The organism is Epilithonimonas sp. KH_059 (genome assembly GCF_057838485.1).
In genome coordinates this window covers 1,394,016-1,408,994 of sequence record NZ_CM174468.1, presented here as the reverse complement: position 1 = coordinate 1,408,994, position 14,979 = coordinate 1,394,016, and the positions used below count along the sequence as shown (strand labels likewise).

General features: G+C 42.9%; 12 protein-coding genes. 3 read left to right on the top strand and 9 right to left on the bottom strand.

Going from position 1 to position 14,979, the window contains the following annotated elements; translation table 11 throughout:
- Positions 1-97: 97 nt before the first annotated feature.
- The 6 genes from nadC to AC3IRX_RS06610 all read right to left on the bottom strand — a co-directional run bounded on the left by nadC (position 98) and on the right by AC3IRX_RS06610 (position 6,809).
- Positions 98-967 carry a carboxylating nicotinate-nucleotide diphosphorylase gene (gene nadC, locus AC3IRX_RS06635; protein ID WP_489209102.1) on the bottom strand — a complete coding sequence of 290 codons (870 nt, stop codon included), beginning with the start codon at positions 965-967 and terminating at the stop codon, positions 98-100.
- A 22-nt stretch (positions 968-989) separates the two neighbouring features.
- A complete protein-coding gene (nadB, locus tag AC3IRX_RS06630; protein WP_489209100.1) occupies positions 990-2,585 on the bottom strand; it encodes an L-aspartate oxidase in 1,596 nt (531 codons plus the stop codon).
- A 50-nt stretch (positions 2,586-2,635) separates the two neighbouring features.
- Positions 2,636-3,262, bottom strand: a complete 627-nt coding sequence (locus AC3IRX_RS06625) for a nitroreductase family protein (protein WP_489209099.1) — start codon at positions 3,260-3,262, stop codon at positions 2,636-2,638.
- A 65-nt stretch (positions 3,263-3,327) separates the two neighbouring features.
- Positions 3,328-3,810, bottom strand: a complete 483-nt coding sequence (gene rnhA / locus AC3IRX_RS06620) for a ribonuclease HI (protein WP_459083191.1) — start codon at positions 3,808-3,810, stop codon at positions 3,328-3,330.
- 9 nt (positions 3,811-3,819) lie between these two features.
- Positions 3,820-5,430 (bottom strand): replicative DNA helicase, encoded by a 1,611-nt coding sequence (gene dnaB, locus AC3IRX_RS06615; RefSeq protein ID WP_489209097.1) that lies wholly within the window; start codon positions 5,428-5,430, stop codon positions 3,820-3,822.
- 140 nt (positions 5,431-5,570) lie between these two features.
- Positions 5,571-6,809, bottom strand: coding sequence for an MFS transporter (locus AC3IRX_RS06610; RefSeq protein WP_489209095.1), 1,239 nt, complete (start codon positions 6,807-6,809; stop codon positions 5,571-5,573).
- A 97-nt stretch (positions 6,810-6,906) separates the two neighbouring features.
- On the opposite strand from AC3IRX_RS06610, the gene AC3IRX_RS06605 reads away from it, so the two are divergent.
- Entirely contained in the window at positions 6,907-7,245 is a 339-nt protein-coding gene (locus AC3IRX_RS06605) for a DMT family transporter (RefSeq protein WP_489209094.1), read from the top strand.
- Here the strand turns inward: AC3IRX_RS06605 and AC3IRX_RS06600 are convergent.
- A complete protein-coding gene (locus tag AC3IRX_RS06600) occupies positions 7,242-8,750 on the bottom strand; it encodes a GH3 family acyl-acid amido synthetase (protein ID WP_489209092.1) in 1,509 nt (502 codons plus the stop codon). The genes AC3IRX_RS06605 and AC3IRX_RS06600 overlap by 4 nt on opposite strands.
- A gap of 118 nt (positions 8,751-8,868) precedes the next feature.
- On the opposite strand from AC3IRX_RS06600, the gene mfd reads away from it, so the two are divergent.
- Together mfd and pth are read left to right on the top strand one after the other, a co-directional pair.
- Entirely contained in the window at positions 8,869-12,237 is a 3,369-nt protein-coding gene (gene mfd / locus AC3IRX_RS06595; protein ID WP_489209091.1) for a transcription-repair coupling factor, read from the top strand.
- Positions 12,238-12,271: 34 nt separating this feature from the next.
- Entirely contained in the window at positions 12,272-12,835 is a 564-nt protein-coding gene (gene pth / locus AC3IRX_RS06590; protein ID WP_489209089.1) for an aminoacyl-tRNA hydrolase, read from the top strand.
- A gap of 15 nt (positions 12,836-12,850) precedes the next feature.
- On the opposite strand, the gene AC3IRX_RS06585 is transcribed toward pth, so the two are convergent.
- Both AC3IRX_RS06585 and AC3IRX_RS06580 read right to left on the bottom strand, forming a co-directional pair.
- Positions 12,851-13,519 carry a carbonic anhydrase gene (locus tag AC3IRX_RS06585; protein WP_489209087.1) on the bottom strand — a complete coding sequence of 223 codons (669 nt, stop codon included), beginning with the start codon at positions 13,517-13,519 and terminating at the stop codon, positions 12,851-12,853.
- 68 nt (positions 13,520-13,587) lie between these two features.
- A complete protein-coding gene (locus AC3IRX_RS06580; protein WP_489209085.1) occupies positions 13,588-14,907 on the bottom strand; it encodes a UDP-glucose dehydrogenase family protein in 1,320 nt (439 codons plus the stop codon).
- Between the last annotated feature and the right edge of the window lie 72 nt (positions 14,908-14,979).

Sequence of the window (14,979 nt, the reverse complement as noted above, 5' to 3'; positions counted from 1 at the left end):
TGATTACTAGGGGCTTGCGAGGATATTCGAAAATGAATTATATTTTTATCTTTTGATAATTTAACAAAAAAAACGCATTATTTTCCAAATCAAACAATTATTTATCGTTTGGTACGGCTTTTAGACTGATGTCTATGTTGCTTGCCGAGTGCGTAATGGCTCCTGCGGAAATGAAATCCACGCCGCAAGCCGCCACGCTTTGTAGTCGATCGCGAGTGATTCCACCTGAGGCTTCGCTCTCGCAGCGCCCTGCAATTAATTCTATGGCTTTGCTCATCGTGTCATTGTCCATATTGTCAAGCATGATGCGGTCAACTTTTGCGTCGATCGCTTCTTTTACCTCCGCTAGGTTTCTCGTTTCTACCTCGATCTTCAACTTTTTTTTGTTTGTCTTGAGGTATTCTTTACATCTTTTTACAGCGTCCGTAATGCTTCCGTTGAAATCAATGTGATTGTCTTTCAGCATAATCATATCGTAAAGACCATATCGGTGATTGGTGCCTCCGCCAATTGCGACTGCCCATTTTTCACACACCCGGAAATTCGGGGTGGTTTTTCGGGTGTCTAATAATTTGGTTTTTGTTCCCAAAAGGCGAGAGTCCCAGTCGTGCGTCAGGGTTGCAATTCCACTCATGCGCTGCATGCAGTTCAGGACCAATCTTTCCGTTTGCAAAATAGATTGGGCTTTTCCTGTGACGATAAAAGCAATGGCTCCTTTTTTCACAAAGGTCCCGTCTTGGATTAGCACCTCGATTTCCATGGTTTTGTCAAACGTGGTAAAAATCTTTTCAGCCAGTTCAACGCCTGCTAGGATGCAATCCTCTTTAATAATGCATTGGGCTTTTTGAATAAGATCTTTTGGAATCGTGGAAAGCGTAGAGTGGTCTCCGTTTCCTAGGTCTTCTTCAAGAGCCGATTTAATGAATTGGGTTAGTACTTTGTCTGTGGCGTATGAGGGTCTTGTCATGCGTAGGGTTCTTGGATTAGCTTTAGGCTATAGTTAAGGGTTTGTCAGCGAGGTCTTTGTTGTAAAAGGATCCCTTGTTCTCTGTCATTTCTAGGGACTGCTTTATAATAAGATAAGAAATGTTTACTAGGTTTCTTAATTCCGAAAGTTGAGGAGAAAGAATCGAGTAGTTATAGAGCTCGGTGACGGCTAAGTAAATTTCGTTTTGTTTTCGTTTTGCAAGTTCTAATCGAGAATGACTTCTTACAATTGCGACGAGGTCACTCATCAGTTCCTGCAATTGTTTACGAAGGTAACTAATAATGATCATTTCATCGATGGTTTTCATTCCATCGTCATCCCAAGTAGGGACTAGGGAAAGATCCTCGTAATTAAAGGAATCTTCGTTTAAGAGCTCTACGCTTCGTAGAGCCGCATTGTGTCCAAAGACAAGTCCTTCGAGTAGGGAGTTGGAGGCGAGGCGGTTTGCGCCGTGCAGTCCAGAGTTTGTGCATTCTCCACAAGCAAACAAGTTTTGGATGGAACTTTGTCCATCGCGGTCCACTTCGATTCCTCCCATAAGATAATGGCAGGCTGGTACCACGGGAATTAGTTGTTTGAAAGGGTCAATTCCTTCGCTCATGCATTTTTGGTAGATATTCGGAAAGTGCTCCATGAATTTCTTTTGGTCCATTTCACGGCAATCTAAACCGACGTAATTGTCTCCACTTTTAAGAAGTTCGTTATCGATTGCGCGCGCGACTATATCCCGAGAAGCGAGTTCTTCTCTTGGGTCGTAAAGATGCATGAACGGCTGTCCACTTTTCGTTCTTAATTTTGCGCCATCCCCTCTGAGCGCTTCGGATATGAGAAAGAGCATTCCTTCACGCTGTGAATAGAGCGCCGTGGGGTGAAACTGATAGTACTGCATGTTGGATACCTTTCCTTTTGCTCGATGCACAAAGGCAATCCCGTCGCCAGTGGCGATAATGGGGTTGGTGGTGTTTTTATAAACGTGTCCTGCACCGCCGGTGGCGACAAGTGTAATTTTTGCAGCAATTTTTGTAACCCGTTTCGTTTTTTGATCTAGGACATAGGCGCCATAGCAAGTAATGTTCTCTAAATCGAGGGTTCTCTCTGGAATCTGGTGTTGAGTGATGAGATCGACTACATAGTGGTAATCAAGGATGGTAATGTTTGGGGATTGGTTCGCGGTCTCTAAGAGTGCACGTTCAATTTCAAAGCCTGTGATGTCTTTGTGGTGCACGATGCGGTTCTCCGTATGTCCACCTTCCCGTCCAAGTTTGTAGTCTCCGTTTTTTGCTTTGTCGAAATGAGTTCCCCAATCCACAAGTTCTTGAAAACGTGCAGGTCCCTCTTTAATGACCATTTCCACAACTTCACGCTTGTTTTCGCCATCTCCGGCTCGCATGGTATCTTCGATATGTTTTTCAAAGTTGTCTTGATCAAAGTCGGTGACCACAGCAAGTCCTCCCTGCGCGTATTTTGTGTTGCTTTCGTCTTCGTCCGCCTTGGTGACAATGGTGATTTTTGTGTCGGGTCTTTTTTCCGCAATTTTGATTGCATAGGAAAGACCGGAAATTCCAGAACCTATTACAAGCACATCTGTGTCAATCATCTTTTGTGTTTAAGAATTCAGCTTTACAACCAAAGGTAAAAAAAGGTTTGTTATAAATAGGTAAGGAGCTTTTCATTTGGTTTTCTTACTTTCTTTAGTGTACTGAAAACATCATCCTGTGCTCGGTATCCTAGTGCGAGGGTGACGGCCGGCCGCTCGATGGTCGTATCAATTCCTAAAGCCTCAGCAAGAATGTCTGAATTAAATCCTTCCATAGGACTGGAGTCTACCTCTTCTAATGCTGCTGCCATAATAAGGTGACCTAAAACGATATAGCCTTGTTTTTCCGACCAATGAATTAGGTTCTCAGGGCCCACTTTTTCGCGGTGTCCTTGAATGCTTGTTTTAAATCCATCTAGGCTTTCCATCGGGATTTCTCTCACCTCTGAAATATGCCGAAAATACCCCTCAATATAGGAGTCTTCTATGTTCGTTTTGGCCGTGATGAGAATTAAATGGGAACAAGTAGAAATCTGAGATTTATTGTAAAAAGCGTCAGACGCTTTTTCAAGACTTTCGCTAGATTCTAAAATATAAATTTTATAGGGTTGAAGTCCTAAAGAAGAGGCAGAAAGCTGTCCTGCCTTAAGGATGCGCTCAAGCGCGTCCTTTGGTACTTTCTGATCGCTAAATTTCTTGACAGAATATCGTTTCTCTAAAGGGGTAATGTAATTCATATCACAAAATTAAGGAATTTACTCTAGCTCTCAGAGGTAAAAAAAACATTCCTTTTAATTGAGGCTTAAAATAGAGAATCAGCCTGCTGCGCTTCAAATCCCTTGTCAATCTCAAGAATCCCTTCTTTATAGGCTTTTACAGCAAGCTGGTCACAGATTTCGTTTTCACGATGACCCGCATGGCCTTTCACCCAATGAAAAGTGGGCTTATGCTTTTCGTAAAGAGGAATGAATCGTTTCCAGAGGTCTGGATTCTTGACGTTTTTGAAGGCTCTTTTCTGCCAATTGCTAAGCCAATTTTTGTTAATCGCATCCGAAACGTACTTGCTATCGGTATACAAATGAATGGTATGGCCGTCCGTTTTTAACTCCTCCAAGGCCGCAATCACGGCAAGAAGTTCCATTCGGTTGTTGGTGGTTTTGCGAAATCCTTTGGAATAGAATTTCTCATGGCCTTTGCCTTCAATGCGCATCACGATTCCATAGCCTCCTTTTCCAGGATTCTTGCTGCAGGCGCCGTCGGTAAATATACTAATGGTAAACCCCAAAATTATGAGTTAAAATGGTAAGTCTTCGTCGCTTGAGTCGTCGAAATCGTTCATCGAGGAACCGGAAAGTCCAGAGTAGCTAGCGTTGTCTGGGGCATCAAATGCACTGGCAGGATCAATTCCTTTGCGGATGTGGTCGAGTCCACTCGTGGAATCTTGATTGGTAAACTGCGCCCCTCCATATCCTTGGCCAAAGCCGTCGCCATACAAATCTAAATCGGCAAATTTCCCGAGGTTTTTGATAAACGAAAGTCGAACGTCTTCGGTCGCTCCATTTCGGTGCTTCGCGATGATCAGTTCTGCCTGGTTTTCGGTCGTGGATTCCATTCCTTCCTCGTCATTATCCCAGACTGCAATTTTGTAGTATTCAGGTCGAAAGATAAACGAAACAATATCCGCATCTTGTTCAATCGCACCCGATTCCCGAAGGTCGGAAAGTTGAGGGCGCTTCCCTGGTCTGCTCTCCACACTTCTAGACAACTGAGAAAGTGCTATTACAGGCACGTTTAGTTCCTTTGCAATGGCTTTAAGGGATCTCGAAATGGTAGCGATTTCCTGTTCTCTGTTTCCTCCATTTTTCCCTCCACTATTGGCCGTCATCAGCTGAAGGTAATCTACCATGATGATTTTCACTCCGTGCTGCATAACCAGACGTCGGCATTTTGCACGGAAGTCAAAGACGGAAAGCGAGGGGGTTTCGTCAATAAACAAAGGTGCATTTTCAAGTTCCGAAACATTCGAATAGAGTCTCTGCCATTCATCGTCGGCCATTTGACCTTTTCGTAATTTTTCAGAAGAAATTCCAGTCTCCGAAGAAATCATTCTAGTGATTAATTGGACGGAGGCCATTTCTAAGGAAAATAAAGCGAGGGGTATTTTGTGTCCCACAGCAATGTTTCTAGCCATGGACAGCAAAAAAGCGGTCTTACCCATGGCGGGTCTTGCCGCAATAATCACGAGATCCGAATTTTGCCAGCCTCCGGTTGCATTGTCAAGCGCCGTGAAGCCTGAGGGAATTCCCGAAAGACCTTCCTTGTCTTTTAAGGATTTAATGGTTTCGACCGCTTGTTTCACTAGCGTATTGGCCGTGTCAAACCCTTTTTTAATGGTCCCATTGGTGATTTCAAAAAAGCTTTGCTCCGCTTTGTCAAGCAGTTCAAAAACATCCGTGGATTCCTTGTAGGAATTGTCTATTACGTTTGCAGAAACGTTAATAAGACTTCGTAAAATGTATTTTTCTAAGATGATACGCACATGGTATTCTATGTGCGCGGAAGAACTTACCCCAAGGGTTAGTTCAATTATATAATGATCTCCTCCAGCCAATGGAAGTTTTTCTTGGCGCTTCAGTTCTTGAATCACCGTCATTAGATCGACCGGGTGGTTGTCTTGAAATAATTTTAAGATGGCCTCAAAAATGACTTGGTGTCTCGGGTCGTAAAAGACCTCAGGTTGCAGTAGGTCAATGGTGTAATCGAGACCCTTTTTGTCAATGAGGAACGTGCCTAAGACTAATTTCTCGAAATCAATCGCATTGGGAGGCATTTTGCCTTGAGAAATAGACAATTCCTGTGCAAAGTTCCCATGAATTAAGGACGATAAAGTTTCGTTTTGTGCCATTTAGCAAAGATAGTTTTTTTGAAGATGGAATAAAAAAAAGTAATTCACAATGCTTTTTTATTTTTCCTAAGATATTTGTAAACAGGAGGTAACGATGTGGATAACTTGTCTTTAGAGAAAAGTTAAAAAGAGCATTCTCTTTAATACTGCATCTTTCTAAGTTTAGGGATTTTCCTTGCTACAAACAGAGCGATAAAAAGGGTCATCGTTCCACCAAAAACAACCGATCGTGCGACCCCTAGTAGTTTGGCTGCAAGTCCACTTTCAAATTGACCGAGTTCATTGCTTGACATAATGAAAATGGAGTTGACGCTCAGCACGCGTCCCCGAATGTGTTCAGGGGTTTTAAGTTGCACAATGGTTCCCCGAATGACGACCGAAATTCCGTCCAAGATTCCACTAAGTACTAGGAAGAAGAACGAAAGCCAATACCATTTTGAGAGTCCAAACCCGATGATACAAAGCCCAAATCCAGCCACGGCAAATAAGAGCAGCTTACCTTGGTTCTTCCGTAAGGGAACAAAGGCTAGTGTAATAATAACAACCATAGCGCCTATGTCTGCTGCAGCATTTAAGAAGCCAAAACCTTGAGAACCGACATGCAAAAGGTCTTTTGCAAAGACGGGGATCATGGCTACAGCACCCCCAAAGAGGACGGCAAACATATCAAGCAGTAAGGCTCCTAGGATTTCTTTTGTGCGGTAGATATAGGAGAGCCCTTCTTTCATGCTTTCCATCACTTTCACGCCTTTGTTTACGGCTTCACTTGGATGCAGAGGCAAACGCCAGAAAAACAGGGAAGCCAGCGTCATGAGACCTACCACACAAAAAAGAGTGCCTGGAATCCCAAACCAATGGATGAAAAAACCTCCCAGTGCGTGCCCCGTGACCGAAGCTGTTAAAAAGGTTGCTTGATTGACGGTAATGGCTGCAGGCAAACGAATCGTCCCTACAATTTTAGGGATCATGGACGGAACGATAGGGCCTAAAAAGGCGCGGCAAAAGCCCGTAAGAAATATAGTTCCGTAGATGAAGTAGGAAAGTTCTTTTCCATTAAATCGATGGAGATCACTTTGGAAGTAAGCGACAAGCGCGAGCATTCCAATTAAAACCACGTATAAATAATTGCATATAAGGAGGAGCCTTTTTTTCTCCGTATTGTCAATCACGTGTCCTGCATACAGAGCGGAGCTGACCGCAGGGATGACCTCCGAGAGTCCAATGAGTCCAATGGCGAACGGGTCTTTGGTTAAATCGTAAACCCACCAGCCAAGTAAGGTGGCTAGCATCCGGAAAGCCAAGACTAAAAAAAATCGCCCCACAATTAAATCACGAAATTGGGGGATTAAAAGGGTCTTGATCGGCTCTCTAGAAATCATGGCTCAAATGTATTAAAAGCAGAGTTACAAATGTGAAAAGTATTCTCACTTTTTTTTGTGAATTGCAACCTAGGAGCGATTTGCTTATTTTTGCCCCATGAACTGGATTATTTTAATTGTCGCTGGACTTTTTGAAACGGGATTTGCGACCTGCTTAGGGAAAGCGCAAGAGTCCCAAGGGAAAGAAAGCCTTTATTGGTGGATTGGATTTGGACTCTGTCTTTTTATTTCCATGTTTATGATGTATAAATCGATTTCCTGGGGAGCAAACCCAATTCCAATTGGAACGGCCTATGCCGTTTGGACAGGGATTGGAGCGGTAGGTGGAGTGCTTGCGGGTATTTTCATTTTTCACGAACCCGCCACCCTGTGGCGCCTGTTTTTTGCTAGCACACTGATTGCCTCTGTGGTGGGTCTTAAACTCGTGAGCAGTTAAAGGTTCTCAATCGCGTACTTAGAAAGTTCATCTCCAATTTTACGGTCGTTTGCTAGGCGCGGAATTTTGTTTTGCCCGCCCAGTTTTCCATTTGATTTTGCATACTTAAGAAAAGCTCCTTTTTCAAGAGAGCAAATTTTTAAGGCGCGAAGAACTCGACCTTGCACTAGGTCTTTGTAATACGAGTTTTGATCTTGAAGAGCCGTATCAAGCTCGCTAGCAAATAAATCTATATCTTCAGGCTGTCTCTCGAATTCAATAAACCACTCGTGGTAGGGAAGTCCCTCTTTAGGGCCTACTTGCGGGGCCAAATGAAATTCAGTGACTTGAGCCTGCACGGATTTTAGTGCCGTTTCCATCGCATTTTCCACTTCAATGGCAATGACATGTTCGCCAAAGGCGGACGTGAAATGCTTCGTTCTTCCACTGACTAGAATTCGGTAGGGCTCTTTGGAGATGAACCGAACCACATCCCCAATGGAGTAACTCCAAAGGCCTGAATTCGTAGTTAAAATAAGGGCGTAATCGGTGTGAAGTTCAATGTCCTTAAGAGTCAATCGGGGAGCGCCTGGTTTTCCGTACTGCTCCAAAGGAATAAATTCATAAAAGATGCCGTGGTGGGTTAGAAGAAGGAGTCCTTCTTTTTGGTAATCGTCCTGAAAGGCAAAAAAACCTTCACTAGCCGGAAAGGTCTGAATTGTATCCACAGGCCTTCCTAAAAGCTCGTTCATTTTTTCACGGTAAGGTTCGTAATTCACCCCACCCGTAATTAAGAGTTGAAGATTAGGAAACATTTCTGTGATTTTCTTTCCACTTCTTGCGGTCAGTTTCTCAAAGTACATGACCAGCCAAGGAGGAATCCCAGAAATGAGCGTCATGTTTTGTTTTTCCGTCTCTAAAACAATTTGATCTACTTTTTGTTCCCAGTCTTCAATTAAGTTTGTCTCTAAACTAGGTAGACGGTTTTTTTGCAAATAGGCGGGAATATGGTGCGCTACAATTCCTGAGAGCCTACCCACATGAATTCCGTTTTGCTCTTCTAGCTCGGGTGAGCCTTGTAAAAAAATCATTTTCCCATTTACAAAATCAGCAGAGTCCTTTTTGTCAATGTAATGGAGGATCGCGCTTTGCGCAGCCTGAAGCTGAAATGGCATGCCTTGCTTGGAAATCGGAATGTATTTTGAACCGGAGGTTGTCCCCGAGGTCTTCGCAAAATACAGGGGGATGCCAGGCCATAGAATATTGGCCTCGCCCCTTTTGGTTTTGTCAATATAGCGCTTTAAACTCTCGTAGTCGCTTACAGGAGTTTTATTTTGGTATTGCTCAATCGTTTGAACCGTATTAAACTCATGGTCGAGACCAAATAGAGTCTTTTCTGCAGTCTTTACAAGTTCTAAAAGTAAGGTTTCTTGGTCTTCGATCGCCCTGTTTTTAAACGCCTGTGATTGTTTCACATGGCGTTTGGCCCAGAGTCTTGCAAAGGTTTTCTTGATAAAAGGAATCATAAAGCAAATTTAGCAAAAATTATGGGCGCAAAACTGTTTTTTTCAAAAACACTACCTTTGCACAAATAACGGTTTCAGGAGTCCTGAAATCGCTTTTCTGCTTTAAGTACTTTTATTTATGCCATTAAAAAGCCTCCGAGATACTCTTTTGCCACAGATTCTTTTAAAAGAGTTTGGGAAACAAATTATTGAGTCTCTTTCTCAGCCTGCCCCGATCAGCGTCAAAGGGTTTGTGGGAAGCTCCCATTCTCTTTTTGTTGCGGAGCTTGCGCTAACGCAAAAGAAAACCCTACTTTATCTGGTAGCAGATAAGGAAGACGGTCTTTATGCGAGTGCGGAACTAGAAGAAATCTTAGGCAAAGAAAACGTTCTCTACTTTCCGCCCTCCCATATGGAGCCCTATCAAGTAGAGAAAATCCAAAATGCGAATCTAGTTCTACGTACCGATGTACTCAATGAGCTATTGGCTGACAAATCTGCCAAGGTGATTGTAGCTCCCTATAGAGCTCTCAGTGAGAAGGTGCTTAAAAAGGAAGATTTTTCTCGCATCTCTCAGACCATCCAGGTGGGGGAGTCCCTCCCTTCAAATTTTGAAGAGGAATTAGCAGAGAATTACCACTTTACGCGATGTGATTTTGTGTCGGAACCTGGAGAGTTTTCCGTTCGAGGAGGAATCGTGGACATCTTTTCCTATTCTAATGAGCAGCCTTATAGGTTAAGTCTTTTTGGAAGTGAAGTAGAGTCCATCAAGACCTTTGATTTAGAATCGCAGCTTTCTGTAGAGAAAGTAAGCTCTTTCCAATTGGTTTCTAATATGAGCTATTCGGTGAGCTCGACTCGCACAGGATTCCTAGAGCTTTTTCCAAAGGATTCAATTGTAGTAAGTAAAAATTTAGAACTCGGAGCTACACAAATAGAGGTCTTTTTCGAAAAAGCAGAACTTAATTTTACGAACTTAAGCAAAGATATAAAACACCAACGCCCAGGAGAGTTGTTCATCTCAAGAGTGGATTTTGAGCATAGCCTGCAAAGGTTTAAACAAATTGATTTTTCTTCTCAGCTGCGGAAAGGCGCCATGCTTATTGAATATCCAATGCAACCGCAGCCCACTTTTCATAAGAATTTTGAATTTCTAGCGGAAGATTTGAATTTGAAGAGAAAGGCAGGGTATGATACCTGGATTTCCTTTAGCTCTCCAAAGCAAAAGGAGAGGCTCGAAAGTATCCTCGAAGAAATGAACCACGATTTAAGCTTTCAAAGCTTTAAATCTGAACTTCACGAAGGGTTTGTGGATCCAAACCTAAAAATTTCGGTATACACCGATCACCAGATCTTCGATCGTTTTCAACGCTACAAAGCAAAGAACGAATTTGCAAAATCGGAGCAGCTTACGTTAAAGGACTTAATGTCCTTGCAAGTAGGAGATTACATCACCCATATTGACCATGGTATTGGGAAATTCATGGGTCTTGTCAAGGTGAATAACAATGGTAGAATTCAAGAGTGTTTTAAACTTTCCTACAAGAATCAAGATTTGCTTTATGTAAGCATTCACTCGCTGCATAAGATTTCAAAATATACAGGGCCGGAAGGCAAAGCAATTGTCCTTTCCAAACTGGGATCCCCCGCATGGAAATCCTTAAAGGCAAAAACCAAAGCGAAGGTCAAACAAATAGCCTTTGATTTAATTGAACTTTACGCCAAGCGTAAAAGCGCAAGAGGGTTCGCTTTTACCCCTGATACGTATCTTCAAAATGAGCTGGAAGCTAGTTTTATTTATGAAGACACGCCCGATCAAGAGAAAGCCACGCAAGATGTGAAAAAAGACATGGAAGCTGTGGGTGTGATGGACCGATTGGTGTGTGGAGATGTAGGGTTTGGAAAAACCGAGGTAGCAATTAGAGCGGCTTTCAAAGCAGCAACCGATGGGAAGCAAGTAGCGATTCTAGTACCCACTACCATCCTTGCCTTTCAACATTACCGCAGTTTTCAAGAGCGTTTGAAGGACTTTCCAGTGACGGTTTCCTATTTAAACCGGTTTCGAACTGGGAAGCAAAAAGCTGAAACGAAGGAAGGACTTAAAAATGGAAAGATTGACATTGTCATTGGAACGCATCAGCTGGTGGGGAAAGACATTGTTTTCAAAGATTTAGGTCTTTTAATAATCGATGAAGAACACAAGTTTGGAGTCGGGGTTAAAGACAAATTAAAGACTTTGAAAAGCAATGTGGATACTTTAACTCTCACAGCCACGCCGATTCCAAGGACACTTCAGTTTTCACTCATGGCCGCCCGGGATTTATCGGTGATTAAAACCCCACCGCCCAACCGTCAGCCCGTGCAAACCGAGTCCATTGCATTCGATGAAGAAATTATTCGAGATGCGGTCTCTTATGAGCTACAACGAGATGGTCAGGTCTATTTTATCAACAATCGAATTGAAAACTTAAAAGAAATTGCGGGTCTGATACAAAGGCTTGTGCCGGATGCAAGGGTCATTACGGGACACGGTCAAATGGATGGAAAAACCTTAGAGAGAAACGTGCTTGACTTTATGGAAGGGAAGTACGATGTTCTTGTCTCCACTACAATTGTAGAGAGTGGTGTAGACGTTCCCAATGCAAACACGATGTTCATCAACGATGCCCAGCGTTTTGGAATGGCGGATCTCCACCAAATGCGAGGGAGAGTGGGGCGAAGCAATCGAAAAGCGTTTTGCTATCTTATTACGCCATCTTACGATTTAATCTCTTCACAAGCGAGAAAGAGACTCGAAGCCATCGAGCAATTCTCAGACTTAGGTAGTGGATTCCAAATTGCCATGAAAGATCTAGAGATTCGGGGAGCAGGAGATTTGCTGGGAGCAGAGCAAAGTGGATTTATCAACGAAATGGGATTTGAAACCTACCAAAAGATCATGCAGGAAGCTCTAGAGGAGCTTCAAAACGACGAATCCTTTGAGGATTTGTTTGAAAACGAAGAGCAGAGAAGTAAGCTGGTTCAAACCAAACGCGATGTGAACATCGATACCGATTTAGAATTAATGCTTCCGGATTACTACGTGCAAAGCACGGAGGAAAGGCTCTCTCTGTACCAGAAGCTTGCTGAGGTTGGAGATGCCATTGGACTGCTTCGTTTTGAACATGAGCTAATCGACCGTTTTGGACCGATTCCAAAAGAGGGAGCGAACCTTTTAAAATCGGTAGAGCTCAAATGGCTTGCCCAGTCTATTGGTTTTGAAAAGGTAATTATAAAAAGCGGTGTGTTTTTAGGATATTTTCCTGGAAATCCCCAAGATAAATTTTATACCACACCTCAATTTAGCCATTTGATTTCCTATCTTTCGGCCAATCCTGAGGAAGCTATTTTAAAGGAAAAGCACACCAAAGAGGGAAGCCAGTTAATCTTCCGAAAGGAACAGGTAGACTCTGTAGATGAGGTGACTCATCTCTTAGAGCGTATCCTGGGATCCGCCCCTAAAAAGTAACGTATTAATTCTTTAATCGACGGAGTAAGAAACTATGAAATATCTAATTGTAGGCCTTGGAAACAAAGGCGAAGAGTACGAAGAGACAAGGCATAATGTAGGGTTTAAAGTGGTTGATCAAATTGCAAAAACCTTGGAAGTCCCCTTTGCTACTACGAATTTTGGTTGGATGGCTGAAGGAAAATACAAAGGCCGCAAGGTTTTGCTTTTAAAGCCGGATACCTATATGAATTTGTCGGGCAAAGCTGTGAAGTATTGGATGGCAAAAGAGAACATACCGCTTTCTAATTTGCTTGTCGTAACCGACGATCTTGTTCTTCCTTTTGGAACTTTGCGTATGAAAGCAAAAGGATCAAGCGCGGGCCACAACGGGTTAAAAAGTATGGAGCAAGAATTGGCCTCTCAGAACTACGCAAGACTTCGTTTTGGAATTTCTGCCGAGTTCTCAGAAGGAAAACAGGTGGATTATGTGCTAGGCACGTGGAATGAAGAAGAGAGAAATGACTTAGAGACCCGGATCGAGCAGTTTTCTCGAGCTTGCCTCAGTTTTGTCTTTGCAGGGATTCAAAATACGATGTCCGCATTTAACGGAAAGTAGAAACAGGAGACGAATCTATTTCCCTTTTTTGTTCATGACCCAACTTGAATTCGTAAGGTCATAAACCTTCTGGATGTCCTTCAGGATTTCTTCAAAATCAATGTCTAAATCAATAAGGCGACCCGTAGCCATGTCAAACACGAGACCGTGGACAATCGGGTAGTCTTCCGTGATGTACCTTTCTTGTACGCTAGCCATTTTAATCACATTGATGCACTGTTCTATCACATTTAACTCAACGAGTCGATTGTAGCGTTCTTTATCGCATTCAATTTCATCGAGTTCTTGCTGGTAAGTTCTGTACACATCGCGAATGGTTCTTAGCCAAGGATTTAGAAGTCCCAAATCCTCAGGGGTCATCGCGGCTTTCACCCCTCCACATCCGTAATGTCCACAAACTAAAATGTGCTTCACTTTAAGGTGTTGTACGGCATATTGAATCACTGCCGTGGAGCTCATATCCAGTGTGTTTACCACGTTCGCGATGTTACGATGGACAAAAAGCTCTCCAGGTTTCAGTCCTAACAACTCTTCTGCGGTTGCTCTTGAGTCGCTACACCCAATATAGAGATATTCGGGCTTTTGACCTGCCGCTAGGTTTTGAAAGAATTCCGGATCTTCTTCTAGTTTTGAATCAATCCATTTTTGGTTGTTTTGAAAAAGGGCTTCGTAAGACTTACTCATAGCGGAGGTTTTAAGGGTTAATTTAGGACCAAAAGGGTCTGAAATCGAAAGTTATATAGGGGGGGAGGTTAATTTCCTCTCGGGTCAATTGTTTTTCGTCCAATGCTTTTGTAGTAGAATTGATGTTGCGAGGGTCTTTCCAAAGGATAGAGGTTTCTTCCGTCAAAAATTACCTTTTGGTTCATTTTCTCAGCCATCAATTGGAAGTTTGGGTTTTTGAATTCCGGCCATTCGGTTGCGATTAAAAGTGCATCTGCCCCTTCGAGTGCATCGTACATGGTACTGGCGTACTTTATTTTTGATCCCAATAATTTTTTCACATTTGCCTCTGCGACGGAGTCGTAGGCTGTGACTTCAGCTCCTTTTTCAAGTAACAATTCAATGTTGTCTAAGGAGGAAGCTTCTCGAATGTCGTCCGTATTGGCTTTGAACGCAAGTCCCCATAAAGCAATTTTTTTACCTTTTAGATCGCTGAAATAAGCCTCCATATCTTCCAGTAGAATCACCTTTTGTTTTTGATTTACATCCTCGGTGGATTCTAAGATTTTGAAATCAAAATCTTCATCCTTTCCAGAGCGAATTAATGCTTTTACGTCTTTTGGAAAACAGCTCCCTCCGTATCCAATGCCTGGGAATAGGAATCGCTGTCCTATTCTATCATCCGACCCCATTCCTAATCTTACCATGTCTACGTCCGCACCTACCTTTTCGCAATAATTTGCAATCTCATTCATAAAGGTAATCTTCACTGCCAAAAAGGAATTTGCAGCATATTTGGTGAGTTCCGAAGATTTTTCATCCATGAAAATAATAGGAACGCCTGTGTTGGTAAAAGGCTGGTAGATTTTGGACATGATTTCTTTTGCTTTGGCACTTTGAGTGCCCACAATCACGCGCGCAGGATTCATGGAATCTTCGACGGCAAATCCTTCTCGTAAAAACTCAGGATTCGAAACGACATCAAAAGGATGGTCCGTTTTGGAAGCAATCAGCTCACTTACTTTCTGCGCGGTTCCTACGGGAACGGTGGATTTGTTAACCACCATTTTGTAGCGATCCATAAGTTCTCCGATTTGTCCCGCTACGCTTAGTACATAGGACAGGTCCGCAGAGCCGTCTTCTCCTGGCGGAGTAGGCAGGGCCAGGTAGATCACCTCACATTGTGAGAGCGCTTCCTTAAGATCCGTTGTGAAATGCAGGCGCTGCGCCTGAATGTTACGAAGGAACATTTCTTCTAAATTCGGCTCGTAAATGGGGATTTGTCCGCTTTGCATTTGCTTTACTTTGGACTCGTCGACGTCGACACAGTAAACAGAGTTTCCAAGTTCGGCAAGAGTGGTTCCTGTGACCAGACCTACATAGCCGGTTCCTACGATTGTAATATTCATAACGTTTTATTGCTCCTGCAAATTTAGAAAAAAAACGCCGGTCCTTGCTCTCTCTAGAAACTTGCTCAGATA

Coding starts and splice junctions, on each gene's coding strand:
- nadC (WP_489209102.1), bottom strand. CDS start 967: ATGACAAGACCCTCATACGCCACAGACAAAGTACTAACCCAATTCATT.
- nadB (WP_489209100.1), bottom strand. CDS start 2,585: ATGATTGACACAGATGTGCTTGTAATAGGTTCTGGAATTTCCGGTCTT.
- AC3IRX_RS06625 (WP_489209099.1), bottom strand. CDS start 3,262: ATGAATTACATTACCCCTTTAGAGAAACGATATTCTGTCAAGAAATTT.
- dnaB (WP_489209097.1), bottom strand. CDS start 5,430: ATGGCACAAAACGAAACTTTATCGTCCTTAATTCATGGGAACTTTGCA.
- AC3IRX_RS06610 (WP_489209095.1), bottom strand. CDS start 6,809: ATGATTTCTAGAGAGCCGATCAAGACCCTTTTAATCCCCCAATTTCGT.
- AC3IRX_RS06605 (WP_489209094.1), top strand. CDS start 6,907: ATGAACTGGATTATTTTAATTGTCGCTGGACTTTTTGAAACGGGATTT.
- AC3IRX_RS06600 (WP_489209092.1), bottom strand. CDS start 8,750: ATGATTCCTTTTATCAAGAAAACCTTTGCAAGACTCTGGGCCAAACGC.
- mfd (WP_489209091.1), top strand. CDS start 8,869: ATGCCATTAAAAAGCCTCCGAGATACTCTTTTGCCACAGATTCTTTTA.
- pth (WP_489209089.1), top strand. CDS start 12,272: ATGAAATATCTAATTGTAGGCCTTGGAAACAAAGGCGAAGAGTACGAA.
- AC3IRX_RS06585 (WP_489209087.1), bottom strand. CDS start 13,519: ATGAGTAAGTCTTACGAAGCCCTTTTTCAAAACAACCAAAAATGGATT.
- AC3IRX_RS06580 (WP_489209085.1), bottom strand. CDS start 14,907: ATGAATATTACAATCGTAGGAACCGGCTATGTAGGTCTGGTCACAGGA.